This window comes from Mycolicibacterium chlorophenolicum (assembly GCF_001044235.1).
GTDB lineage: Bacteria > Actinomycetota > Actinomycetes > Mycobacteriales > Mycobacteriaceae > Mycobacterium > Mycobacterium chlorophenolicum.
Genome location: NZ_JYNL01000009.1, coordinates 138,654 through 162,845 on the forward strand (window position 1 = coordinate 138,654; position 24,192 = coordinate 162,845).

Sequence of the window (24,192 nt, forward strand, 5' to 3'; positions counted from 1 at the left end):
GATGTGAAACGGAGAGGCGCCAGAATCCGAGCCCGATACTTGACGGCGACGGCTATCACGCCCACGTCGTCACACGTCCATCGTGTCGCGGCGAGTGGGCCTGAATACCCGCTCCATGACGGAAGCGACTGCAGCTGAGGCGATTTCCGGTCAACCTGGCGGGCGCCGCTGTGGTCAGCGAGGCCAACACCTTGTCCTGACAGTCGATCACCAGCCGCCGGGGATCACCTTCGGCTGTAGGCTGTTCACCTTCGGTTCGAAGGGCAGCTGCGGGAACAGCGTCTCAGCGACCCGGTAGCACTCCTCGAGGTGCGGATACCCGGAGAGGATGAACGTGTCGATGCCGATGTCGTGGTACTCCATGATCCGGTCACGGACCTCCTCGACACTGCCCACCAGCGCGGTGCCGGCCCCGCCGGTGACCAGACCGACGCCTGCCCAGAGGTTGGGGCTCACCTCGAGGTGCTCCCTCGAGCCACGGTGCAGGGCCACCATGCGGCGTTGGCCTTCCGACTCAGAGCGGGCCAGCGCCGCCTGGGAGGCGGCGACGTCCTCGTCGCGCACGTAGCGGATCAAGTCATCGGCGGCCGCCCACGCTTCTCTGCTCGTTTCCCGCACAATGGTGTGTAGCCGGATGCCGAAGGTGACTCGTCGCCCGGCAGCGTGTGCCTTGGCCCGCATCTCGTCGAGTTTCGGCTGCACCTGCTCCGGTGGTTCGCCCCACGTCAGCACGGTGTCGATCCATTTCGCGGCGAACGCTTGCCCAGCGCCAGAGGAGGCGCCGCACATCAGCGGAGGGTGCGGCTCCTGCAGGGGAAGGTAGTGAAGCTGCCCCCCTTCGATGCGGACATATCGGCCGTTCATGTCCACGGTCTTGCCCTGCAGCAGGTCGGTCCACGCCTGGATGTACTCGTCGGCCTGCTCATAGCGTTGGCCATGCGACAGGAAGACACCGTCGCCGGCCAGTTCGACCGGATCGCCTCCACAGACCACGTTGACGGTGAGCCGACCCCTGCTGTAGCGGTCGAAGGCCGAGGCCATTCGAGCCGTCATCGACGGGGTCGACTGCCCGGGCCTGACAGCGACGATGAATCGCAGGCTCGTGGTCTCGGGTGCCAGAAACGACGCGGTGATCCATGCGTCTTCACACACCGAGCCCGTCGGGACCAGCACTCCGACATAGCCCAGATCGTCTGCGGCCTGCGCGATTTGGGTGATGTAACGCAGGTTAGCCGCCCGCGCCCGGTGCATCGTCGACAGGTGTGGGCCGTCGGTGTGGGTGGGGATGTACCAGTAGATGTCCATTCCTGCCTCCTTGATGCAAAACAGTGAGGATCTGGGCGCGGAGGGCCTGAAGTGCTGGGTCCGCCACGTCCCGCGGGCGGGGCTGGGGGTGCGCCATGTCGGCGATGATCCGTCCGGGTGGACCAGCCATCACAATCACCCGGTCTGCCAGTAGCACGGCCTCGTCGACGTCGTGGGTCACCAGGATCGCGGTGAGCGCCTCGTCGAGGATGATCCGCTCGAGTTCGGTTTGCATTTGACTGCGCAGCAGGCTGTCCAGCGCGCCCAGCGGCTCGTCGAGCAGCAGGATCTCGGGAGTGGTGACCAAGGCGCGGGCCAAGGAGGCTCGCTGCGCCATGCCGCCGGAAAGCTGATTCGGCCACGCCTTGCCGAAACCGGCCAGCCCGACCAGGTCGAGCGCATGGACGACTTGCTTTTCGATTTGGGCGGCCGGTCTCCGGAACGGCAGCGCGTAGGCGACGTTGTCAGACAACGACATCCACGGCATCAGTCGGTGCTCCTGGAAGACCAGGCCCCGGTCCCGGCCGGGTCCCCGAACGAGTCGACCGAAGGCCCGGATTTCGCCAACGAACGTGGTGTCAAGGCCCGCGATCGCGCGCAGCAGCGACGTCTTGCCAGCTCCGCTGCCACCCACGATGCCGACAACCTCTTGACGGCGGACGTCGAAGTTGACCTCGCTCAGCACATCCAGGGGACGCTTGCCGACCGTGACCCGTTTCTCGCGAATTCGTACTTGCAGGGCCGGCACCTCCGCGCCATTCACGTCAGCCACGGTAGGAGCGGTCCCAGCGGGTGAGGTAGCGGCCGAAGCGGGCGAGAAGCCCATCGGTGGCCTTTCCGAGAATGCCGATTGCGAGCATTCCGGCGATCATGGCAGCGGGCCGTGCGAAGTTGCGCGAATCCCAGATGAGCCATCCCAACCCGTTAGCCGACGCGATGACCTCCGCCGCGACCAACAGTGTCCACGACAGCGCCATCGCAACGCGCGCCGATGCGACAATCGACGGAGCCGCCGACGGCAGCAACACCGTCCGCAGCACTGTCCAGCGCGACTTCTCGTAGAGCTGCGCGACCTCCACGAGATCTTGCGAGGCAGAACGAATCCCCGCAGCGGTCGCCAGGATCAGCGTGGTGGCGGACCCGATCGCCACCAAGGTCACCTTTGAGAGCTCTCCGATGCCAAACACGATGACCAGCACCGGAATCCACGCCACCGCCGGGACCGGAATCAACGTCAAGGCGGTGGGCTCCAGGATTTTGGCTGCCAACGGGCTGGTGCCGATCACCGCCCCTGCCAGAATGCCGACCGTGCTGCCGATGGCAAAGCCAATCGCTATGCGGCGCACACTGACCCACGCGTGCTCGATCAGCGTTCCATCCATCGCCAGCCTGACGAACGCTTCGAGTGAGTCGAGCGGTCCAGCAACGAGCGTGTGCGGCAGGACGCCGCTGACCACCGCGACGTGCCATGCCACGACCAGTCCGATCGGTACGGCCAGCGCAAGTACGCAGCTTGTCAGACGATCGAAGAACCGCCGGCGTCGACGGGGCGCATTTGTCGCCACGGGCGCAGTCACCATCATCGTCATCGCGGAGGTCCGACCAGGTCCTTGACATCGACCTTCTGCTGAATGAAGCCAGCATCGGCCAGGAAATCGGCCTTCGCCGGGATGTCGGCAATGACCTCCTGAGTCAGCGTGGCGGTGAAGTCGTGGCGCGGCCAGGCCAATTCGACCACCTCCGGATCGACCCGAACTTCAGTGGCCACAATCGATTTCGCTTCTGCCGGTGATGCGCGGATGAACTCCTTTGCTTTGCCGATGGCAGCGACCAAAGCGGAGTAAACGGCCAGTGCATCTTCGGCCAGCCCGGGCCGTGCAACCGCGATGGACTGGATCGCAGCATCGCCTGCCGGTAGCAGCCTGGCGGTCTTCTGGACAAGCTGCTGCTGCACGAACGGCGGCCACACCGCCCACGCATCCAGGTGACCTGATTCGAACGCCGCCTTCGCGTCCGGCGGGGCCATATCGATCACTTGAATTAACTTGGGATCGACGCCGGCATCCTTGGCGATCTTGATCAAGGCGTAATGCGACGACGTACCCGCTAACACACCGACGCGCGCTCCGCCCAAATCGGCAGCGCTCGCGATCTTGCTGTCGATCGGTACGAGGATGTCCTGGACCAGGCTCGCGCCCAGAGCCACAATCCTGCAATGAACTCCCGCCGCCGCGGCGATTAGAGCCGGCGGCTCGGCCATGAAGACCATGTCGACCCGGTTTGTCGCCAACGCTTCTGTGACGGCTGGCGCCGAGTCGAATTCCACGTAGTCGACTTTCGTGCCGGCGCCGACGGCGGATTCGAACAACCGTTGCTTGCGCGCGATATAGAACGGTGCGTAATCGACTGCGCTGGCGAAAGTCCCAATCCGGACTGTATCCGGGGCACCACCGCCCCCGCCACAGCCACCTACGAAGAGCACGAGTGCCACAACAAATCCAATGCGGCCGACCAACCGGGCTAGCCGGCCGCCGCGAACTCGGAGCGTCGACATTCTGCAGACTCCCTTGCTACCAATCTGTCGCACGATAGATATTCCTGGTTATGGATCCATTACGTAGCTGTAGCGCACTCGTATCGCTGAACCGGATCAACAAGCCCGGCTCCAAGGACTTCAACCCTCCGAGGCAGACGGGTCTGCGCAATCGGGTCTGCGCAATGAACTGCGCCTGCTGGCACCGCATTCCCGTCCCGCACAGCGCTCGATGACCTGATAGACGATCCGGCCACGCGGACGTCGCAGTGCGGTGGGTATCGATGTTCTCCTGCATCGTCAGAGTCCATGCGCCCACCCGACAACAAACCGTGGCGCCCGCACAATAAGTTTGCAGTTCCTGTTGCGAGCGGCCACCGTTATGATCACCGCGAGTCGAAACCCGGCCTCGTCCACCGCCCTGCACTGCCCTAGAAATCTGCGGGGTTCGCCACCACAAGCAACACAGACGCCCCTCCCGCAAGCTTGAACAATGTCTTACCGCGGGCCTACGGAGAAGCGGAAGTAGTCGGGCTGGTATCGACGTTCACCGAGTCGCCCCCAGACACGCCACCACGGCCAGCCCGGCCTGGCTTGCCGGGCGAACGACAGCAACAAAAGCGCCAACACCGAGGACAGCATCGGAATCCCGACCGCCGCCTCCTTCAGCTGAGCGCGAACGTCCGCCGTCCGCTGACCATCATCACAGTGGCTTCGAGTGGGATGCGGTGTGAACAGAACGCCTGTGCCAGTTCGATATCCGAATCGGACGTGCACATCGTGACGGTGACGCCGATGACACGGTGGATACTGGACTTCGCGGCAGCCGCGGTATGGTCTAGCGGCACAAGGAGATTGGTCTCGGAATCGGGATGCCGCGGCGTTGCCCCGTGCAGGGGGGAATAGGCGACCACGTTAAAGTCCTTCGCGCCGCGCTCCTGCAGCTGGCCGTCGCCGTTTGCGAACCCGGACGCTCTGTCGCCGTCTTCGACTGCCGAAAAGCCATGCTGTCTGCAAGATCGGCCTGTCGGCCGCGACCAAACATGCTTACGCCCGCTTGGACACCAGCCCCCTGTGCGACCTCATCCGCTGTTCGTTCAAAAATGTGCACGCCGCCAACTCGCCAGCGCCGACGGCACAATCAGCGCATCGCGCCCGACCGCTAAGGATTTTAGGAGCGCCAGTACTTTCGGCCCCAGCAGTCACCACCACGGCGGCGACACAGCCGTTGGGCGTGAGGACTTCAGACGGAATCGGCGCCGAAACGATGAAATTACACCCTTGGGTTCCGCGGTTTTGCGGCCTTGCCGCTGCAGGACCCGGCCGGGGCGGCGGTCGAGCTGGAACGCTGCGTGCGACAGCTCGGGTTGTCCGGGGCGCTGGTCAATGACTGCATCCACAGACCGGGCGGACACTGCCTGGATGCACCCGAGTACGACGAGGTTTGGGCCGCCTTGGAAGCGCTGGGCGTAGCGCTGTATCTGCACCCGGGCGCCCCGCCGGCCGATCGGTGGCATGCCCTGGACGGTCGGCGCGAACTGTATGGCCCGACGGGGAGTTGGGGCGCCGCGGTCAGCGGCCACGCCCTGCGGATACTCTTCGCCGGAGTTTTCCGACCGCCATCCCTTCGGCCACCCTGATCTTGGGCCACATGGGCGCGTTCTTGCCGTTGCAGCGCAGCAGGCTCGACTCGCGTGTCCGCACCATCCAACCCGGCACACCGCTCAAGCAACCACCATCGGCCTACATCGGCACCAACATCGTGTTCACCACCAGCGGGGTGTTCTCGCCGGCGACCCTGACCGGGGCGGTGCTGGAGGTGGGCGCCGATGCTGTCATGTTTTCCGTGGACTACCCGTATGAGTCCTCGCAAGAGGCCGTCGCCCGGCTGCAGCGAACAACGCTCAGTGCCGGTGACCGGGCAAAGATCGCCCACGCCAACGCCGAACGCATCCTCGCGATCTCAGCCCGTTGAGCCGCACCTATCCATCCAAGACGGTCGCGGCACAACAGCGTCGGGTTGGCCGTGGCGTCGCTGCCGATCCGAACCAGCCTCTCGGGTGGGGCCGCCCTGCCGGCGAGCTGACGTCGACTGAGTCGCAGGCTGCTGGCTGATCAGCGCCGTCGCGCCTATGGGTTGCGCCGGTAAGCACTGACGTGCCCGAGCGCCATGTTCAGGGCGAGTTCGACGGGGCGGGCGCTGCGCATGGTCTGCGCCATCAGCAGACCGCCTTGCAGCGCGCTCATCATTGTCAACGCGAGCTCGGCCGGGTCGGCCTCGGCGGCCAGTTCGCCGTTGTCGCGCATGGCCACAAAGCCCGCGGACAGATACGATTCCCATTCGGCAAAGCACTGCGCGAGCACGTGTCGCGCAGTCTCGGATCGCTCAGCGAGTTCACCGACCAGCGAGCCAAGGGGGCAGCCGCCGACACCCTGCCTCGCGCGGGTCATGGCAACGAGGTGATCACACCAGCGCTGCAGACCCTCCCACGACGAGACCTCGCGAAGGTCGGGCTCCTGGGCGGCGATCACGCGGCCGAGCTGGATGGTGATCACCTCGCGAATGAGCGCGTCCTTGTTGGCGAAGTAGTGATACAGCTGCGACTTGCTGGTGGCGGTGACGGCCATGACATCGTCCAGGCTGGTTCCGGCCACCCCGTGCTCCTGCACCAGCGACGCCGCCGCCGCGACGATGCGGGCTCTAGTCGCCGCGCCGCGAGCCGTCAGCCGCGAACCAGCAGGGCCCTCCGTTGACACCATGACCGCAGCCTACCGACACTGGACTTGCCAGTCCACTCCTATGTCATCATGATGGACCGAGTAGTCCACCCAACCCCTCGGAAGGATGCCGATGTCCCGACTCGATTATGGTCAGCTGTTTCCCCGGATCGAGGTTCCCGCCGTCGGCGGCGCCACGATCTCCCTGCCCGGCGATCTCGCCGGGTCCTACGGCGTCATCTTGATCTACCGCGGGTCGTGGTGCCCATACTGCAATGCCCAGCTGGCCGGGTTCTCCCGCGCGCTCGACACGCTCAGTGAACTCAACGTCAAGGTGATCGCCTTGTCGGTGGATGATGAGCAGACCTCGGCTGCGCTGGTCGCCAAGCACAAGCTGCGTTTCCCGGTTGGCCATAGCGCCGACGCCGACGCGATCGCTGCGGCGACGGGTGCCTACGTCAACGACCATCCCCGTTATCTGCAATCGACGGGCTTCGTGCTGGCACCTGATGGGACGGTGCGGCTCGCGGTGTACTCGAGCGGGGCCATCGGGCGGCTGGTTGCCGACGACGTCATCGGTTTCGTCCGGTACCTGTCCGAGCACCCCGACGCGCGATGAGCAACGCCGCACACCGCTGCAGGCCGCTGCCGTGCCGCCAGACCAGCCCGACGGAACACATGCAGCCGAGCCGCCTGGTGCCCGCCGCCTCTTCCCCGGCCAAGCGGCGCGGGCGGTGAGGATGTCGAGCCCGATCCCGGCCAGCATCCGGGTGCTTATTGACGGACCGAATTACGCGCACCTGTCCACAGTTTCGGCCGGCGGTCATCCCCGCAATTGGGTGGTGTGGGTCGCGCGCGAGGACGACAACGTCCTGATCTGCACCCATGCCAAGGCCCCGAAGGCCAAGGACATGCGCCGCGACCCTCGCGTCGGCCTGTCGATCACCGCGTTCGACAACCCCTACCGGATGGCCGCCCTGCAGGGCAGGGTCATCGCAGTCCGCGACGACGCCGCCTGCCACTACATGGACCCGATCTCAATCAAATACACCGGCGCCGCCTTCCCGAGCCGCGGCCCCGGACGCGTGTGCTTTGTCATCGCGATCGACAACGCCAACCAGCACACGCTGGACTTCACCCACAACCCAACGGAAGCCGGATGAGCACCGCAACCAAAGCAACACATCGGGGCAAGACACATCGAAGTGCGGTGTGGCCCTAGCGGAAAGGGGCCGGGTCCGAACGTGGTCGACGACGACGACGCGGGCGTGGACCCTCCGGCCCCCCAACGAACTCCCCGCCCGGCACACTACGAGCCGACGAGGCGAGTGAACGCCCGCCGGCACCGAATTGATCGTCGACGGTGGGCATCTGCTCGCCCGACCTGACCATCGGCCCATCAGTAGAAGGAGATCATCATGGCCCGCACGGCCCCAGCACGATCCAAGCGCGTCACTGTCGGCGAGCAGTTCCCCACCCTGCTGCTTAGGGGACTCAACGACGAACCCGTACAGATTCCCGACCCCACGGGCGCGCTAACGCACCTGCAGTTCCGGCGTTTCGCAGGCTGCCCGGTATGCAATCTGCACCTGCGCTCGATCAGCGGACGAATCGAGGAGATCAACACCGCAGGCATCCGCGAAGTGGTGGTGTTCCACTCCACCGCCGCCGAGCTGCGCAAATACCAAGACGATATGCCCTTTGCGGTGGTCGGCGACCCCGACAAGGATCTCTACCGCCGATTCGGGGTGGAAGCCTCGACAAAAGCCCTCAGACTCGCGGCCTGGCGCGCGCTGCCCGGCGGATACTGGCACGCCATCAAGACCGCGATCGCCAAACGCCGCTCACCACTGCCCGCCTCACCGACCAACGGCAACCTCGGACTGCCCGCCGATCTGCTCATCGGGCCCGATGGACGAATCCTCGCCGCCAAGTACGGCAGCCACGCCTACGACCAATGGACGGTGGACGAAATACTCGCCACCGCACGCCAACAGTGATCGCCATCAACAACGCCCACCGGGCGCGCAGGACTTCACCCACAACCCCAAGGAAACGCGATGAGCACCCAAGCCGACACTTCGCCACGCTTCAGCGTCACACGCACCACCCCTGCACTGTGGCGGGTCACGTTCGACAACCCGCCCATCAACCTCGTCGACCCGCTGATGGTCGTCGAACTTCACCAACTCCTCACCGAAATCGAACAAGACCACCACGTTGCCGTCATCGTGTTCGAAAGCGCCAACCCCGACTTCTTCCTTAACCACGTTGACGTCGCAGCCGACCCCTCACCACTCACGGCGCTGCCCACCGCGCCCTCGCCGTTTCATCACTGGACCAATCTGCTGATCCGGATCAGCAAATTGCCAGCCGTGACGATCAGCGCCATCCGCGGCCGAGCGCGTGCCGCCGGCAGCGAGCTAGCGCTGGCCACCGACATCCGCTTCGCCAGCCGCGAACGGGCGATCCTCGGACAATTCGAAGTCGGCTTCGCCGCCATCCCAGGCGGTGGTCCATCCAGCCGGCTACCCACGATAGTCGGCCGCGGACGGGCCCTGGAGATCCTCCTCGGCGGCCACGATTTCACCGGTGAGCTGGCCGAGCGCTACGGATACGTCAACAGGGCCATCCCCGATGCCGAATTCGACGCATTCGTCGACGCATTCGCACATCGGGTGTCACGCTTCGACCTGCTCGCCCTCGCCGACATCAAACGGTTCGTGAACAACGCGTCACTACCTGCCGACGCGACCCTGCTCTCCGAAATGGACACACTCATCGGGGCCTTTGCGCGCCCCGCCGCCGCATCGATCATCGCCCAAGCACTCAAAGACGGCTTCCAACAGCCCGGCCCACTCGAGCTCACACTCGGCGACTACATCAACGACGTCCGCGCCGCGCCGGGCACACTGCCAACCCGGTGACCTGTAAGCTCCCAGCGGAGATCGAGCATCGCGGCGGGCAGCTTGGGGCTGAGGGTGAAGTCGAAGTCTTCGAAGGTGTTGTGCTGTTCGAAGCGAGCGCGACCGACTCGCCGTGCCAGGGCCGCGGTCATAGGACTCGGGTGCAAAGGTTTAATCAATAGTGGAGTACGAAAAGGAGCCGTGACGAGGAGCTATGTGACGGCGAGGCCGCCGTCCACGGCGAGAACTTGACCGGTGACCCAGTCCGAACCGGGATCGGTCAGCTTGATGATCCAGGCTGCGACGTCGTCGGGGACGCCGCGCCGCCCCAGCGGAATGGTTGCCGTCTCCAGGGCTTTGACTTCCTTTATCGCGTCCTCGCTGAGTCCCATCCTTTCCTTTAGAAATGCCGTTTCGACAGGCCCCGATGCGATCGCATTCACCCGGATGCCTGTGGAGGCCAGTTCAAGCGCCCAGCAGCGCGTGAGATGCTCGACCGCGGCTTTACTTGCCGCATAGTGAGACAAGCCAGCAGCAGGTTTCGACCCGTATGTACTGGACACATTGATGATGCTGCCGTGTGATCGGGCCAGATGCGGAAGGGCCGCCTTAGCCATGAGAGTAGGGCCGATCACGTTGATTCGGAATGTGTTGAATATTGCTTCGATCGAAACGTCGGCGAGCGCGGCGAGGACGCCCGCTCCGGCGTTGTTCACGATGACGTCTAGGCGCCCCCACCGCGCCATCGCGAAATCGATGGTCCGATAAACGTCGTCAGCATCGCCAGCATCGGCGACGAGCCCCACGATGGCTCGGTCATCGCGTGCGATGTCGTCGAGTCTGTCCTGTCGGCGGCCGGTGATAAGAACGTTGGCCCCCTGGGCGGCGTATAGTTTAGCAGCGGCGAGACCGATGCCCGCGGCGCCACCCGTGATGATCACAGTCTTCTCGGAGAATTTCGGCATAATACTTTCCCATACTTTCGAAAGTGCAAGTCCAACAACAGACCAAGCGCTGACCCCATGGTCGCGACCCGCGCGGTCGACGAGGTGATGAATGATTCAGTGACCGCAACGTTCTCGCCAGGGGTCGGCACATGCCTAACCGACCATCGGTTCCTCCATTCCGCACCGTCGACGGATCACGCATTAAGTCGAGCGTCCATGGCTCGAGATATCTGATCGACATCGAGTTCCCCGGGTTGGGAAGGATCCTGGTGGTTCATGCTCCTCCATGACGATGTTGCGGAGCTCGCTTTCCTTCTTCTTGGTGTGCTCACGCAACGGGAACGCGGTGTTGTCATACAGGCTCATCGAACCGAACAGCGCGCCGTCCTGGAACATGACGCCGAACAGTGTGCGGATGTCGTAGAGCTCCTTGGCCGAGCACTCGATGATGTTGGTGCCGTCGACGATGATCTTGCCGCGCTCGGGGCGCAGCAGACCGATCAAAGACTTCAAGTACACCGATTTACCGGTACCCGAGCCCAGCAGGACGCTGACCTCACCGGCGGGGATCTCCATCGTGACGTCTTCCCAAATTCGCTGGGCCCCAAACGACTTCGTCAACCCCTCAACCGAAACATCAATACCCACCGGACATCCCTTCGTGCATGGCGCCTATCCTCAACCGCCTTACCACCAGTTGCCTTGTGTGCTCACCCGTGAGCCACATCGGCGATGCCGATGGTGTCGCCGATCCGGGGACGACCACCGGCATATGTGGCTCTTCCTGAGTCAGATCCACGTCGTCCTCCAGTTCCGGAACGATTGGTATGAACTGGCACAAGAACGTCGCCGCCAACGAACACGGATTATCGGTGTCGGCGCGTGCCGTAGACGGCGCCGCGCATGTGAGAATCGTGGCGAGCGCACCTGCGGTAGTGGCGGCCGGAGTTCGTCCGCGCCGGAGTACTTGGGCCGCCCGGTTGCGATCGATGGTCATCGGATGGTAGCGGTCATGTCGGGGGCCATGGCTGCCAGCTGGGGAGCCCAGCTGTTCCAGTCGTGTTGCCCACCCTGGGCAATGTCAAAGTGCCCGTTGCGTCCGCCTGCGCTGCGGTAGTGGTTATAAAAGGATCGATTCGAGCCCTGCGCCTGATCGCAATGGCCGATCATCGCCGCCGGATCACTGCATGTCAGAGTGGATGGGCTGTAGACCCACAACCGGGTGTCATTGTCGACAAGCAGCGGTACGTGCACGTCAGGGTCATGCCACTTCCAACGACCTAACTGCGCGGCCCCCCACATGGCCTGGTGTTGGACGTCTCGTCAGGTGATGACGGTGGAGGGGTTTCTCGTCACTTGTGCTGAGGATGTGGTGGGAGAGGGGGCGACCCTCAAACCCGCGTTGGACAAACTCAACGGCGTACTGGCGACGCTGGACAACCGAAAAGCTGAGATCCAGCAGTCGATCAAGGGACTGAACTCCTATGCGATGAGTTTCGGCGAGGTGTTGTCCGGGGGGCCCTTCTTCAAGGCCTACATCGCCAATCTCATTCCAGGCCAATTCATTCAGCCATTTGTCGACTCCGCATTCTCCGACCTCGGGTTGGACCCCAACGTCCTGCTGCCGTCGCAACGCACCGACCCGCAGACGGGTCAGCCGGGAACCCCGGCTCTTCCGGCGCCCTACCCGCGCACCGGGCAGGCTGGCGAACCGCGGATGACGCTGCCCGACGCGATCACCGGAAACCCCGGCGACCAGGCATGTGGTCCGCCCGCAATTGCGCTACCTGGTCCCGGCTGCTATCCCTACCGGGAGCCGTCACCCGCGCCTGCGCCTGGCGGTCCACCTCCCGGTCCACCGGCGAAGCAGGTACCCGATCCCAACGCATCAACGCCGCCGACGCCAAGCCCGGTGTTCGTACCCGCACCCGGCGAACCGACGGCCTCCAGTGAGGCGGGCAATGATCAATAACCGCAGAGTCAAGGCAGCGCTGACGGCGGCGCTGGTCGTCCTCGTCGTGGTCGGGGGATACGTTGTCGTGCAATTCATTCGAGCTTCGAATCGCACGCATGTCGTTGCCTATTTCGACAACAGCAACGGCATCTTCCCCGGTGACGATGTCCGCATCCGTGGTGTCAACGTCGGCAAGATCGACAAGATCGAGCCAGAACCCACCCGGGTGAAAATCAGCTTCTGGCTGGACAGCGAGTACGCGGTTCCCGCCGACGCCAAGGCCGTGATCGTATCGCCGACGTTGGTGACCGCACGTGCCGTCCAACTCACCCCGCCCTACACCGGCGGCGCCACCCTGCAGAACGACGCGGTCATCCCCCAGGAGCGCACCGCGGTTCCGGTGGAATGGGACGACGTCCGCGTTCAGCTTGAACGCCTCACCCAGGCGTTGCAGCCCACCGAGCCTGGCGGCAGCAGCACCTTGGGAGCGTTGGTTCACACCGCCGCGGACAATCTCCGCGGTCAGGGCCCAGCGATCCGGGACGCGGTCATCAAACTGTCCCAGGCACTTTCGGCGCTCGGCGATCACAGCGGCGACATCTTCACCAGCGTCAAGAACATCGCAACGCTGGTGACCGCGCTGAAGGACAGCGCCGGACTGCTCGAGACCCTCAACGGAAACCTCGCTTCGGTCACCGGACTGCTCGCGGACGAGCCCGGCGAGGTCGCCGGCGCCGTCAAAGACCTCAATGATGTGGTCGGCAAGGTCAGCAGTTTCGTTGCAGACAACCGCGAAGCGCTGGGCACCACCTCCGACAAACTCGCATCGGTTTCGACTGCTCTGAACGAGAGCCTGGACGACATCAAACAGCTCCTGCATATCCTGCCGACGACGGCGGCCAACGCCGCCAACCTCTATCAGCCCGCACAAGGCAGCCTCACCGGCATCGCCGCGGTCAACAACTTCGCCGACCCCATCAATTTCCTGTGCGGCGCCATTCAGGCGGCATCACGCCTGGGTGCCGAACAGTCGGCGAAGCTGTGCGTGCAGTACCTGGCGCCGATCGTGAAAAACCGCCAGTACAACTTCCCGCCGCTTGGCTTCAACCCGTTCGTCGGCGCCACGGCACGCCCGAACGAGATCTCCTACAGCGAGGACTGGATGCGCCCGGATTACGTTCCGCCGCAACCGGCTCCAGCTGCGCCGCCCGCCCCACCCGGCCCCCCGTTGGCCGCCGAACAGGCAGCACCCACAGATGCGGCGGCCATAGTCGGCGGGCCGGCGCCGCAGACCACCGACCCGGCAGCCGGGCTGGCGGGAATGATGCTGCCTGCGGGGACGGGGTCATGACGATGCGCAGCTGGCGACGGATACCGGCCGCTGTCCTGACGTGCATCCTGGCGGCCACCGCGGTCGCAGGCTGTGGGTGGCGAGGGCTGAATTCCCTGCCACTCCCCGGAACCGAAGGCGGTGGGCCCGGGGCTTACACCATCCAGGCGCAGATGCCTGATGTGAACAACATCCAGCCCAATTCACGCGTGCGCGTCGGTGACGTCACGGTGGGCACAGTCACCAAAATCGAGCGCCAGGATTGGCACGCGCTGGTGACCATGAAGCTCAACGGCGATGTCACGCTACCCGCCAATTCGACAGTGACACTGGGCCAGACGGCATTGCTGGGATCGCTGCACATCGAGCTGGCGCCGCCGACCGACGAAGCGCCTGAGGGCAGGCTTCATCAGGGCTCGCTGATACCGCTGTCATCGGGAAAGGCCTACCCATCGACCGAGCAGACACTGGCGACCGCCTCGTTGCTGCTCAATGGCGGAGGTATCGCCAAGGTACAGGACATCACCACCGCGCTGAGCACCGCGTTATCCGGGCGGGAGGGAGACCTCCGCAGCCTGATGGATCAGTTGAACACATTCGTCACCCGGGTCAACGATCAAACCGGCGACATCATCGCGGCCAGCGACAGTCTCAACCGCCTGCTGGGCCAATTCGCCGAGCAGAAGCCGGTTCTCGACAAGGGCCTTGACACAATCCCCGACGCCCTGGCGGTGGTCAATCGAGAACGGGAGAATCTCATCGACGCGGTCGACCAGTTGGGCAAATTCAGCGCGCTGGCTGCCGATTCGGTCAACAAGACCAAAGCACCGTTGGTCCAGGAACTCAAAGACCTTGGGCCGGTGCTGGAATCACTGGCCAACGCCGGCCCGGCGCTGACACATGCGTTGGACCTGATACCCACGTTCCCGTTCCCGAAATCCACCTTGACCAAGTGGTTCCGCGGCGACTACGCCAACGTGAGTCTGGTCGTCGACCTGACGCTGAGCCGGATCGACAGCTCCATCTTCACCGGAACCAGATGGGAATGCGATCTGACATGGCTGGAGATGCAGTGGGGCCGAACCATTGGCCAGCTGCCCAGTCCGTGCACCAACAGTGCGCCGCCCAACGGCGCCGGTAACCCCCTACTGGCGCCCTACCGCTACAACCAGGGACCGTAACCGTGTATCTCAGCAAGCTGGTCAGACGCCAACTGTCGGTCTTCTCCGTCGTCGCAGTCGTCGCCGGAGGCACGATGGCCATCGGATACCTCGACCTGCCCAAGGCGCTGTTCGGAATCGGCCACTACCAGGTGACGGTGAACCTGCCATCGTCTGGGGGGCTGTACAAAGACGGCAACGTCACCTACCGCGGGGTTGAAGTCGGCCGCGTTGAGGACGTTCGGCTCAACGGCGGCGGAGTCGACGCGGTGCTGTCATTGAAGTCTGACACCAAGATTCCCGCCAACGTCGACGCCAATGTGCACAGTCAGACAGCTGTCGGCGAGTTGTTCATCGAGCTCGTCCCCCGCTCCGGCGACGGCCCCAAGCTCAAGGACGGTGACGTCATACCTGCCGACCACGCAACGCTGCCCCCCGATATCAACACCCTGCTGGCTCAGACCAACGCCGGACTGCAAGCCATCCCCCACGGCGATCTCAAGACTGTGATCGACGAGTCCTACACGGCGATAGGAGGATTAGGGCCAGAACTGGCGCGCATCGTCAAGGGGGCAACTACCCTTGCCGCCGATGCGCGCGCAAACCTCGACTCGCTGACCACCGTGATCGATCAATCCAAGCCCGTGCTGGACAGTCAGATCAACTCCTCGGACTCGATCCGGGCCTGGGCGGCCAACGTCGCTGAGGTCACCCGCCAACTGCAAGAACAGGATCCCGCGCTGAAAGGCGTGCTGGACAGAGGGCCTGCCGCAACAACCGAAGCACGCCAGCTGATTGACCGGCTCAAACCCACGCTGCCCGTGGTCCTGGCCAACCTCGTCAACCTCGAACAGGTGGCAGTCACCTACCAACCCAGTCTCGAACAGATCCTTGTCCTGTTCCCCAAGGACATCGAAATGCTCCAGGCGGCCCAACTCGCCAACCGCGATACCAAGCAGGACTACAAGGGACTGTTCCTGTCGTTCAACCTCAACGCCAACCTCCCTCCGCCGTGCACCACCGGTTTCCTCCCCGCTCAACAGGTACGCTCGCCCAGCGAAGTGGACTATCCCGAACGGCCGGCGGGCGACATGTACTGCCGGGTGCCGCAAGACTCGGCGTTGGACGTGCGCGGTGCGCGTAACGCCCCATGCATCACACGCCCAGGCAAGCGTGCACCCACCGTCAAGTTGTGCGAGAGCGACGAGGACTATGTGCCTCTCAACGACGGCTACAACTGGAAGGGCGACCCGAATGCCACGCTGTCCGGCCAGTCGGTACCCCAGCAGCCGCCGGGGACGCCGCCACCAGCCGGTCCCCCCGCACCGCCACCCATCGCGGTCGCCCAGTATGACCCCGCAACCGGCACGTACACCGGGCCCGACGGTAAGCAGTACACGCAGACCGATCTCGCTCGGGACGGGCGGCCGCGCGCGTGGCAGGACTTGCTCATCCCACGCGGTGGTGACTGATCGATCCGACGTGGAGCGCAGCGCATGCGAGCTACACCAATGTTCTAGGTAAAAACGTGAGATGTGTTGATGGGCATTAATACCCAATCGGTCGAAGACGCTCTTTGGACGCCGGAGGTGGCTAACCGATTGCAGGTCGAAACCCTGACCGGCACCCCTCGTCTAAACCTACGGCCACATCAATCCCACACGATTCCAGATCGGGTAACCCCTTGAAAAGGACGAGTAAACCATGAGCTATGTCGCCGCGGCCGGCGAATTCAATCGCGACACCAACTACATCAGCAGCCGCATCACCGCTGACGGCCGCGACGGCTATCCCGTCGAACCAGGCCGCTACCGCCTGATCGTCGCGCGGGCCTGTCCGTGGGCCAACCGCACGATCATTGTGCGACGACTGCTCGGCCTGGAAAAGGTTCTGTCTATTGGCTTTTGCGGACCAACGCACGATACACGCAGCTGGACCTTCGACCTCGACCCAGGTGGCCTCGACCCAGTGCTGAAGATCCATTTCTTACGCGACGCATACAACAAGCGCATACCGGACTATCCGAAGGGAGTCACGGTGCCCGCGATCGTGGACGCGCCGACGGGCGCAGTGGTCACCAACGACTTCGCCCAAATGACCGTGGACTTCTCGACGCAGTGGACCCATTTCCATCGCGAGGGCGCCCCCCAGCTCTATCCCGAGCGACGGCGCGACGAGATCGACGACGTCGCTCAGCGCATCTACACCGAGGTCAACGACGGCGTCTACCAATGCGGGTTCGCGAGCTCACAGGATGCATACGACAGAGCCTACGACCGATTATTCAGCGCACTCGATTGGCTTTCTGAGCGCCTACAGACCCAACGCTATCTCGTAGGCGACACCATCACCGAGGCAGACATCCGGCTGTTCACCACACTGGCCCGATTTGACTCCGTATATCACGGCCACTTCAAATGCAATCGGTCGAAACTCACAGAGATGCCGACGCTGTGGGCCTACGCGCGGGATCTGTTCCAGACACCGGGCTTTGGCGACACCATCGACTTCGTGCAGACCAAGCAGCACTACTACATCGTGCACACGGATATCAATCCGACACAAGTCGTGCCGAAGGGTCCTGACCTGTCAAACTGGCTCACGCCGCACGGCCGGGAAGAGTTAGGCGGTAGGCCGTTTGGAGACGGCACACCACCTGAGTCGACTCCCGAGGGGGAACACATGCCCGACGGGCCCGAAGCCCGATAGTGTCAGACGGTCTCGACACACCAGACAGCACGGCGTACCTGCTCCAGCTCACAGACCTCGTCCTCGCACATACAGTCCTCGCGGCCGCGCATTCGAGCTGTCTGAGTCGCGGTCATAGCGCTTCACTGCCACCACACACTCCTCGGGCGTGGTATGCCAGCCACCGTAAAGCGTTAAATCCCAGAGCCCACCCGCGAATGGGATGCTCTTGATCCGAATGGGATGCTCTTGATGTTGTCGGCGTTCCAGTCCTTGGCTACCTCATCGGCCCTGACCAGTCGGGTGACACCGGGCTCCACCGAGAAGTTGACGATGTCGGCGGGCTTGCGGTCGACAACGGCGCGCGGCTGATCACCCGAGGCGCCGTAGTAGAACGTGGTCACGGCCACTCCCCTGCCCTCCGGCGTGGCGGCGAAGGCGTGGATGGTCTTGCTCCAGCCGGGCTTCGGCGCGGCGTGGGCACCACGCGTAGCGTCGTCTCACCGGTCGGCCGCTTGTCGCCACCGGCGACATCACCTGGCGGCCCCCCGCCGTATCCCGCGAGCAGGGTTGCGGTAACGGCCAATGCGGCTGCGCTGCCCCATGACTTGCTGATGTGCCTCATGAACCGCTCGATGTGGTTTAACGGCAGCGGCCGCCCGCCGCGTCGCGTGCCCGACAGCAGCAAGGTTATTCGGGGTAGGGCAGTGATTCGGCGGCACGTTCGATCTGCAGCAGGCTGCGGCTGGTTGTCATGCGAGTCGATTCCTCACTGCTGAGCGCGCGCACGGTTTCGATCTGCACCTGCACGACCACTCCCTCCTCGGCGGCCAGCCGCGCGGCGGCGGCGAGGGTGTCGGGGTCGCTGACGTTGACCGCCAGAGGGGTTTTGGTGCCTGACGGGGTGAGGTATAGGCTGCCGAGGCTGCGGCGGAAACCGTCGATGGTGCCGATCGCCCATCCGCGTTCGCTGTCGTAGTTGTAGTTTTTCAGTTCGCTGCCAAGCAGCGCGGCTCCGGCCTGGGTGAAGGCGACTTCGGTAGATCCGAGGCCGCGCTGGCGTATCTGTCCGGCGATGTCCCATCCAGCTGTTCTCATTGCGGATGTGGAGCGCAGCAGGCCTCGTCGCGCTTTGATCGGTAGGTCACGCACGTCGCTGCCGACTCCGGCGGCACTGGAGCTAGCGTTGGTGAACAGCCGGGCGATTGTGCGCAGCGCCTCCGAATCGGGGCTTGAGGCGAATTGGCTTGTGCCGCCGAGTGGTACATGCTTCGCATCTCCGTCAAGTGGGGCGTCGGCGCGCAGCACAACCCGCACCGAGCCGGGACCGAGCCCGTGTATGAGAAGGTTTCGATTCAGCGCGTTCAGTTGAAGTCTCTCTCGAACGATCGCTTTGGTGGCGTCGTTGACTCCGGCGACGAAGGTTGCGAGTTTGTCCGCGCGGGTGGCATGGCCCCGCACCCCGGCGCCCTCCAAGTGCAGGTCGAGCTCGACTTGTTCAGGCGCGGTTTCTTCGGCCCAGACGCGTTCTGCGGCCGGATCACCTTGTACCGTGCCCGAATACAGCTGGCCGAGTGCGAAATCCGCGGTGTCGGGGAAATGCTCGTATTCATAGCGGATGGCGGCTCGAAGCAGGTCGTCGTCGCTGAGGCCGGAGAGGTGGCCGAGACCGGTCATTGATCGATCACCTCCACGAAGCCCTTTGTCGCACTGTCGATTATCTCACCATCGGGGCCGATCACCCGTGACCACCACCGGCGTTGCCGCTCAACGGCATATGGGTTGTCGCGGTTCACCACCAGGGCGTCGGTGAGCCCGCCCATGCAATGCAGCTTGTCTGTCTGCACAACCAGGTCACTGTGCCCGAGGGTGCCGGTGACCGAGCCGAGAGTCCACAGCGGCAGTGCGGCATCACCGTGTACCTGCTCCAACGCGTGAGCTGGCACCAGACAGGCGAAATCGCCGTCGCCGGGCGTGTCGTCTTTATAGGTGCAGAAGCCGCCGCTGAGCCAAATCGTGATCTCGTGACGATAGAACAACTGTCTGACAAGGGTGATGTGAATCCGGATCGCATCCAGAATCAAGCCACGCCGCTCGCGCGTGTGATCGGCAGCGTCATCGACGAATCGAGAGCGTACCTCGTCCAACGTCGCCCGATGGATGCCCGGCGGTAGTGTTCCGTGCTCGCCCATGCAGCGCGGAAGCATGTCTACCCCCCGTCGACGTCGATCCGCTCCTTCGTCCTGGTGCGAATGTACGCAGGCCAGGGGTCCCCGGCCGCGGCGGCCTCGTCCAGTTCGGCGTCGGTCATCTCCTCCGGCGGCTTGCCGTGCCAGGACGGAGGCATCGCGCTGGTGTTGCTCAAAATGTCCAGCGTCTCGTCGATGCAGCGCATCGCATCCTGTGCGGCGGCCACGAGTTGGCCCGTCGCGGGCTGAGCAACGTCGACCGCGCTCAACGCGGCCCCAAGCCGTTGCCGCGCATCGACGAGGTTGGTCAGGTCGCTGCGGGTCGCCACCGCGCCGGTGTCGTCGGCGATGAATGCCCGAATCAGCTCGTCGATCGCCTTGCACTGGCGGGTGTTCATGCGCTGGGCCTCAGACGGCGGCTCATACCCCACCGCACCCGGCGCCCTCACCCCAGCCGCCGCGAACGCGGTATTCTCCGACACGTCGGCCAGGTAGGCGATCGCCCGAATCGACGCATCCGAGGGCCGGGTGGCATACGTGCCCTGCCGCAGCCGGTTCAGCGTCGCGTGCGAAATGTCATGCCCGCCGTGTTGCGCCAGCTCGGCTAGCCTGCGCCCGGACGCCCCACCGTAACGTTGCGCGGCGACGTCGATCAAATCGATCAGCGATCTGCTGGTCTTACCCATAGTCAGCCCACCGCCCATTAGCTCGGTCTGTTGACGCGTCTGTATGTTCGCGCGACACCTAGTGTTCTGCCACTTGTAACGTGAGTCAAGCGCAACACACCGCATCGGCGGGCCTGCAATCGAACTACAACCCTGTAACCTGCCTCACGTGTCAGACGCCACTCGCCTTTCGGGTGGTCGCTCGGTGCTTGGAGCGGGGGCGGCTTTGCACGTCGTCACGTTCGGGCCACAGCCGTCGGCCCAGGGCCTGTTCCAGGCGGGCCAGGGAGCCGATGTCGCAGAGCACGGTGCCGGCCAGGATCCGTCCGATGGTGGTGTGGGCCACTCCGCTGGTCGCCGCGAGTGCTCGCTGGCCGGTGGCGGTCTCGGTCATGGCTGCGCGCAATGCACGCGCGAGCTGCTGCGCGGCAGGTGCCGACGGTGGCGCGTCGGGGTCCAGGTCGGCGTCCGGCCAGAACCCCCGCAAGACGTATGCGCTCGGTGGGCGGTCACCATTGCTGCGCGACACAGGCCCACGATATCCCGCCCCACCGTCGCCGCAGGCCGACGTGTCGGACCCCTCTGCTCCAATGGTGCATACACGCACCACTTGGGAAGGGGTCACCATGATGATCCAGCTGTCATCAACGGCGGCGCCGCATGCTGAGGCCCGGGGTGCAGCTGCTGCTGCCGCTGCAGTGGGGGCCGGCCATGGCTGACGGGAGCCTGGCCGCGGCGGTGCAGGCGGTGACCGGTGCGTGGATCGCCGATGGGGTGCTGGCCGCGCAGACGCTGGACAAGTTCGGTCTGCTGATCCGCCGATTCAGCCGATTCGCCGCAGTGCACGACGTCACCACCCTCGCCGCAGTCGATCACGCGCTGGTCGCGAAATTCGTTGCGGCCAAAGGCCGTACCCGCCACGGTGTCGTATCGGACGCGGCGGTGGCGACCATGCACAACCGCCGTGCGGCGCTGCGCGCGTTCTTTCGCACCGCGCGCCGGCTGCGGCTGACGCTGGACGACCCGACTATCGACATCGCCGTCCCCGCCCGACAGTCGTCCTGCCAGCGCCCACTGTCCGAGGATGAGGCCGCGCTGGTGCGGTTGTTTTCCGAACGCACCGCCCCGACTCGGCACGCCGCGACCGCGGCGTTGCTACTCGCCGGCGCGCACACCTCCGAGCTGGGACACATCACCGCCGCCGATCTGGATCCACAGGCCGCAACCGTGTGGATGCACGGCTCGAGCAAGTATCGCCCCCGCACACTGACGCTGGACCGCTGGTCGATGCGAGTGCTTTCCGAGCGCGCCGCCCACCTCACCCGCCCGCTACCCAGCCCCAAACCCTCGCCGGTGTTGTGCACCGGCGCCGGCGGAAGCGACGCACATAAGCAGGCCCGGGTGTGCGTGACCGTGCGCGAAATCCTCTCCCGCGCCGAGCTATCCGACGACTCCGGGGTGCGGCCGGCATCGCTGACCGCCTTCGCGGCGCGCCGCGAGTTCGACCGCACCGGCCGCATCGAAGACGCCGCGCGTCTCATCGGCTCACCCTCGCTGGACACCACCGCCGCCCTCATCGGCTACCACTGGCATGACCGGGCGGGCCCGTTATGAACCCCAAAGACCGGTCCCGTAAAAAGGCCGGCGCCTACGGCGCCGAACGCATCAAGCAACGCGAGCTGCGCCGGGTCGAAACGCCAATGGATCTCACGCTGCTGGAGATCGACACCATCGAGGCGATCGCCTCCCACGAGGTCATCTATCAACTCGCCGCGGTCCTGCCCGTCCACGAGCCGGGAACCCCGGGCCGGCGTCCGCACTACCCCCCATGGGTGCACGTGCTGCACAAGGCCCTAGCCGGGGTGCTGGGCTCGCACAGCAAGGCCGCCCGCGCGATGGCCCACCCCACCTACTGGCGCACCATCCGCCACCGGGCCGCCAAACATCAGCCACCAAGGGCGCCGCGGCGCCCACCACAGCGCTGGCACCACAACTACGCCCAACGGCTACTCGACGAGTACACCGACAAGCTGCTTGACACGTTTCGCCTGCTCGCGCGGCGGCTCGCGCGCGAACTCGGTTGTCTCGACCCAGACGCTGGGGTGTCCCACACCAGCCCGGCGCGCGGGCAGTACGTCGTCGGCGATGGCACCGTTGTCGCCGCACCAGTGCGCAAGGCCACCGCCGACCACTGGGCCGAACAAGGCGGACGCCACGTGCACGCCGGCATCGAAGCCCAAAACGGCGACAGCGACACCGAATTCCGCTACGGCACCAAGTTCGCCATGCTCAGTACCCGCCCCGACACCATCCGCAACAACAGGGTCATCCTCGACGTCGACGCCGTGCCAGCGGGCAAGGGCTACGGCGGTGAAGCTCGTGTCGCTCTCGACATGATCGACCGCGTCGTCGCCGACGCCGACGTACGGTGTGACGGCGTCTGCTACGACGGAGCGTTCCGCGGCAAGCACATCGACCGCGCCATGAAGCTCGGGTTGACCGTGCTCTCACCGATGCACGACAGCACCCGCGTACCCACCGCATTCGCCCGACTCGAGTGCTCGTGCGGCGACGTTCATGACCTGTGGACCGAAGATGGACGGATCTGCGAACGCCAGATCCTCGACGCCGGCGACAGACACATGCAGCCCTGCCCGGTGGCCAAGATCTACCCGCGCGGCAACGCCGACGACAGCCACCGCTGGTACATCGAGTTCGCCACCCCATCCTGCGGCACGGTGCATCGTACGCGTATCGACACCACCGACGCCGACCGCAGCTGCGGCTACAACCGCGCCGAGCACCTACGCCAGCACGTCAAGACCGACGACCGCGGCAGCGTCTACGACCGTTGCTATGGCTGGCGCGAAGACAGCGAAAGCCTCAACAACACCCTCGACCGCACCCTCTATGGCGGGCGGATGATCGCTTTTGCTGCGGTTCGCCAGTTGACCGTGATGCTCGGATTCGCTTTGGGCCGAAACGCAATAGCGGCTTACCTGCACCGCCGACGACACCCCGAAGAGCGAACCGCCTAACGCCGCCACCACGACAGCGAGGCTCACTCAGGCCGGCCACGGACGCCAGCGCGTCGCGTGGCTATCGTCGCGCCCGCTACACTCACACCCGCTACTCCCCGACGACCAGCTAATTCGCCGGGAACAACACCAGGACGCCACGAACACCGCCGAAAACCACCCCGCGCTCCCACCGGCTAGGTTTTAGTCAGGTATCCAAAGACGTCCCACTGGAGACTGCGCGGAGGGTGGTGGCGGTTTCGGGTCGACGTAGGCCAACGGAGCGAACGGTGACGCCGCGGCCGGCGGCTTATCCCCGTGATCCCGGATCGCGGCTGGCCCGCCGATGTGGATCCGCGAGATCCTCGCACCGTTGACGTCATCCTCTGCGGCCAACCCGGAGGCCGCGACTGTGCCCTTGGCCAATGAACGAACGACGGCATCCATGCTCGACCGGGTCGTCTCGGTGTGTCGCACTACCGCCTCTGCGACACGTGCATCCTCGAGGCCGGTTCCACTGGTTGTCGGCATGTGCTGCCGTGTCTCTCGCAGGGTCTGCTGCGCCGCGCGATACGCCGCGGTCGCCTCGTCCGAATTCACCCTGATCGCCATGCTCGTCACCCTCACCGCGTGCCCTCTCGCGGTCAAGACTACGGCCGCGCCGGCCCATTGAGGAGTAGGTGCCGGGTAGCCGACGCGGAAACCGCGCCACGGTATCCCCACCGGTTGGCCGTCGTGCAGCGGGCCGAGCGCCTGGCCAGCCAGACCGCCGGCCAGCCG

Annotated in this window: 23 protein-coding genes and 6 pseudogenes; 13 read left to right on the forward strand and 16 right to left on the reverse strand. The window is 64.8% G+C overall.

Annotated features, from left to right (window positions below; translation table 11 throughout):
- Window positions 1–207: 207 nt before the first annotated feature.
- From ssuD to MCHLDSM_RS04920, 5 genes are all read right to left on the reverse strand, one after another.
- Window positions 208–1,305 (reverse strand): FMNH2-dependent alkanesulfonate monooxygenase, encoded by a 1,098-nt coding sequence (gene ssuD, locus MCHLDSM_RS04900; RefSeq protein WP_023363445.1) that lies wholly within the window; start codon window positions 1,303–1,305, stop codon window positions 208–210.
- On the reverse strand, window positions 1,229–2,068 hold the full coding sequence (locus tag MCHLDSM_RS04905) for an ABC transporter ATP-binding protein (RefSeq protein ID WP_063840604.1): 840 nt from the start codon (window positions 2,066–2,068) through the stop codon (window positions 1,229–1,231). Before MCHLDSM_RS04905 ends, ssuD begins: the two co-directional genes overlap by 77 nt.
- Window position 2,069: 1 nt before the next feature.
- Window positions 2,070–2,894, reverse strand: a complete 825-nt coding sequence (locus MCHLDSM_RS04910) for an ABC transporter permease (RefSeq protein ID WP_023363448.1) — start codon at window positions 2,892–2,894, stop codon at window positions 2,070–2,072.
- The gene (locus tag MCHLDSM_RS04915) at window positions 2,891–3,859 is read right to left on the reverse strand and encodes an ABC transporter substrate-binding protein (RefSeq protein ID WP_060937627.1); all 969 of its coding nucleotides are present in this window, start codon (window positions 3,857–3,859) and stop codon (window positions 2,891–2,893) included. The genes MCHLDSM_RS04910 and MCHLDSM_RS04915 overlap by 4 nt, the downstream gene beginning before the upstream one ends.
- A gap of 644 nt (window positions 3,860–4,503) precedes the next feature.
- Window positions 4,504–4,752 (reverse strand): hypothetical protein, encoded by a 249-nt coding sequence (locus MCHLDSM_RS04920; protein WP_023363451.1) that lies wholly within the window; start codon window positions 4,750–4,752, stop codon window positions 4,504–4,506.
- Window positions 4,753–5,130: 378 nt separating this feature from the next.
- Here MCHLDSM_RS04920 and MCHLDSM_RS40300 point away from each other — a divergent pair.
- Both MCHLDSM_RS40300 and MCHLDSM_RS39010 read left to right on the forward strand, forming a co-directional pair.
- Window positions 5,131–5,478 (forward strand): annotated as a pseudogene (locus MCHLDSM_RS40300) (amidohydrolase family protein); the annotation flags it as partial.
- Window positions 5,397–5,813 (forward strand): amidohydrolase family protein, encoded by a 417-nt coding sequence (locus tag MCHLDSM_RS39010; protein ID WP_074243868.1) that lies wholly within the window; start codon window positions 5,397–5,399, stop codon window positions 5,811–5,813. The pseudogene MCHLDSM_RS40300 and the gene MCHLDSM_RS39010, both read left to right, overlap by 82 nt.
- 155 nt (window positions 5,814–5,968) lie before the next feature.
- On the opposite strand, the gene MCHLDSM_RS04930 is transcribed toward MCHLDSM_RS39010, so the two are convergent.
- On the reverse strand, window positions 5,969–6,598 hold the full coding sequence (locus MCHLDSM_RS04930; protein ID WP_023363456.1) for a TetR/AcrR family transcriptional regulator: 630 nt from the start codon (window positions 6,596–6,598) through the stop codon (window positions 5,969–5,971).
- 91 nt (window positions 6,599–6,689) lie between these two features.
- Between MCHLDSM_RS04930 and MCHLDSM_RS04935 the strand changes: the two genes are divergently transcribed.
- From MCHLDSM_RS04935 to MCHLDSM_RS04950, 4 genes are all read left to right on the forward strand, one after another.
- Window positions 6,690–7,175: a peroxiredoxin family protein gene (locus tag MCHLDSM_RS04935; RefSeq protein WP_033718792.1), complete on the forward strand. Its 486-nt coding sequence runs from the start codon at window positions 6,690–6,692 to the stop codon at window positions 7,173–7,175.
- Between the two features lie 121 nt (window positions 7,176–7,296).
- On the forward strand, window positions 7,297–7,719 hold the full coding sequence (locus MCHLDSM_RS38040; RefSeq protein ID WP_023363460.1) for a pyridoxamine 5'-phosphate oxidase family protein: 423 nt from the start codon (window positions 7,297–7,299) through the stop codon (window positions 7,717–7,719).
- A 255-nt stretch (window positions 7,720–7,974) separates the two neighbouring features.
- Window positions 7,975–8,556 carry a peroxiredoxin-like family protein gene (locus MCHLDSM_RS04945; protein ID WP_023363462.1) on the forward strand — a complete coding sequence of 194 codons (582 nt, stop codon included), beginning with the start codon at window positions 7,975–7,977 and terminating at the stop codon, window positions 8,554–8,556.
- 60 nt (window positions 8,557–8,616) lie between these two features.
- Window positions 8,617–9,483, forward strand: coding sequence for an enoyl-CoA hydratase/isomerase family protein (locus tag MCHLDSM_RS04950; protein ID WP_023363464.1), 867 nt, complete (start codon window positions 8,617–8,619; stop codon window positions 9,481–9,483).
- Here MCHLDSM_RS04950 and MCHLDSM_RS40660 read toward each other — a convergent pair.
- From MCHLDSM_RS40660 to MCHLDSM_RS35695, 4 genes and pseudogenes are all read right to left on the reverse strand, one after another.
- A pseudogene (locus MCHLDSM_RS40660) lies at window positions 9,474–9,611 on the reverse strand (ATP-binding protein); the annotation flags it as partial. The gene MCHLDSM_RS04950 and the pseudogene MCHLDSM_RS40660 overlap by 10 nt on opposite strands.
- Window positions 9,612–9,674: 63 nt before the next feature.
- A complete protein-coding gene (locus MCHLDSM_RS04960; RefSeq protein WP_023363468.1) occupies window positions 9,675–10,427 on the reverse strand; it encodes an SDR family NAD(P)-dependent oxidoreductase in 753 nt (250 codons plus the stop codon).
- 246 nt (window positions 10,428–10,673) lie between these two features.
- Window positions 10,674–11,057, reverse strand: a pseudogene (locus tag MCHLDSM_RS04965) (ATP-binding cassette domain-containing protein); the annotation flags it as partial.
- A gap of 345 nt (window positions 11,058–11,402) precedes the next feature.
- Window positions 11,403–11,726, reverse strand: a pseudogene (locus MCHLDSM_RS35695) (alpha/beta hydrolase-fold protein); the annotation flags it as partial.
- Between the two features lie 70 nt (window positions 11,727–11,796).
- Between MCHLDSM_RS35695 and MCHLDSM_RS04970 the strand changes: the two are divergent.
- From MCHLDSM_RS04970 to MCHLDSM_RS04990, 5 genes and pseudogenes are all read left to right on the forward strand, one after another.
- Window positions 11,797–12,381, forward strand: a pseudogene (locus tag MCHLDSM_RS04970) (mammalian cell entry protein); the annotation flags it as partial.
- Complete coding sequence (locus MCHLDSM_RS04975; protein WP_023363473.1) at window positions 12,371–13,714, forward strand: MCE family protein; 1,344 nt, start codon at window positions 12,371–12,373, stop codon at window positions 13,712–13,714. The pseudogene MCHLDSM_RS04970 and the gene MCHLDSM_RS04975, both read left to right, overlap by 11 nt.
- Window positions 13,715–13,716: 2 nt before the next feature.
- Window positions 13,717–14,874, forward strand: coding sequence for a virulence factor Mce family protein (locus tag MCHLDSM_RS04980; RefSeq protein WP_079457956.1), 1,158 nt, complete (start codon window positions 13,717–13,719; stop codon window positions 14,872–14,874).
- Between the two features lie 2 nt (window positions 14,875–14,876).
- Window positions 14,877–16,325 (forward strand): MCE family protein, encoded by a 1,449-nt coding sequence (locus tag MCHLDSM_RS04985; RefSeq protein ID WP_023363477.1) that lies wholly within the window; start codon window positions 14,877–14,879, stop codon window positions 16,323–16,325.
- A 232-nt stretch (window positions 16,326–16,557) separates the two neighbouring features.
- Window positions 16,558–17,562 (forward strand): glutathione S-transferase family protein, encoded by a 1,005-nt coding sequence (locus MCHLDSM_RS04990; protein ID WP_023363479.1) that lies wholly within the window; start codon window positions 16,558–16,560, stop codon window positions 17,560–17,562.
- Between the two features lie 48 nt (window positions 17,563–17,610).
- Here MCHLDSM_RS04990 and MCHLDSM_RS40665 read toward each other — a convergent pair whose 3' ends face one another.
- The 6 genes and pseudogenes from MCHLDSM_RS40665 to MCHLDSM_RS05015 form a co-directional block, all read right to left on the reverse strand.
- Window positions 17,611–17,811 (reverse strand): deazapurine DNA modification protein DpdA family protein, encoded by a 201-nt coding sequence (locus MCHLDSM_RS40665; protein WP_418303276.1) that lies wholly within the window; start codon window positions 17,809–17,811, stop codon window positions 17,611–17,613.
- Window positions 17,763–18,166, reverse strand: a pseudogene (locus tag MCHLDSM_RS04995) (sulfate ABC transporter substrate-binding protein); the annotation flags it as partial. The pseudogene MCHLDSM_RS04995 and the gene MCHLDSM_RS40665, both read right to left, overlap by 49 nt.
- Before the next feature lie 65 nt (window positions 18,167–18,231).
- The gene (locus MCHLDSM_RS05000) at window positions 18,232–19,218 is read right to left on the reverse strand and encodes a hypothetical protein (protein WP_023363483.1); all 987 of its coding nucleotides are present in this window, start codon (window positions 19,216–19,218) and stop codon (window positions 18,232–18,234) included.
- Window positions 19,215–19,733, reverse strand: a complete 519-nt coding sequence (locus tag MCHLDSM_RS05005; protein ID WP_023363485.1) for a DUF6932 family protein — start codon at window positions 19,731–19,733, stop codon at window positions 19,215–19,217. Before MCHLDSM_RS05005 ends, MCHLDSM_RS05000 begins: the two co-directional genes overlap by 4 nt.
- Before the next feature lie 17 nt (window positions 19,734–19,750).
- A complete protein-coding gene (locus MCHLDSM_RS39020; RefSeq protein ID WP_023363487.1) occupies window positions 19,751–20,416 on the reverse strand; it encodes a hypothetical protein in 666 nt (221 codons plus the stop codon).
- A 151-nt stretch (window positions 20,417–20,567) separates the two neighbouring features.
- Window positions 20,568–20,924: a helix-turn-helix domain-containing protein gene (locus MCHLDSM_RS05015; protein ID WP_023363488.1), complete on the reverse strand. Its 357-nt coding sequence runs from the start codon at window positions 20,922–20,924 to the stop codon at window positions 20,568–20,570.
- 131 nt (window positions 20,925–21,055) lie between these two features.
- Between MCHLDSM_RS05015 and MCHLDSM_RS05020 the strand changes: the two genes are divergently transcribed.
- On the forward strand, window positions 21,056–22,009 hold the full coding sequence (locus tag MCHLDSM_RS05020) for a site-specific integrase (protein ID WP_225332378.1): 954 nt from the start codon (window positions 21,056–21,058) through the stop codon (window positions 22,007–22,009).
- Complete coding sequence (locus MCHLDSM_RS39025) at window positions 22,006–23,433, forward strand: hypothetical protein (RefSeq protein ID WP_023363492.1); 1,428 nt, start codon at window positions 22,006–22,008, stop codon at window positions 23,431–23,433. Before MCHLDSM_RS05020 ends, MCHLDSM_RS39025 begins: the two co-directional genes overlap by 4 nt.
- Window positions 23,434–24,192: the final 759 nt, after the last annotated feature.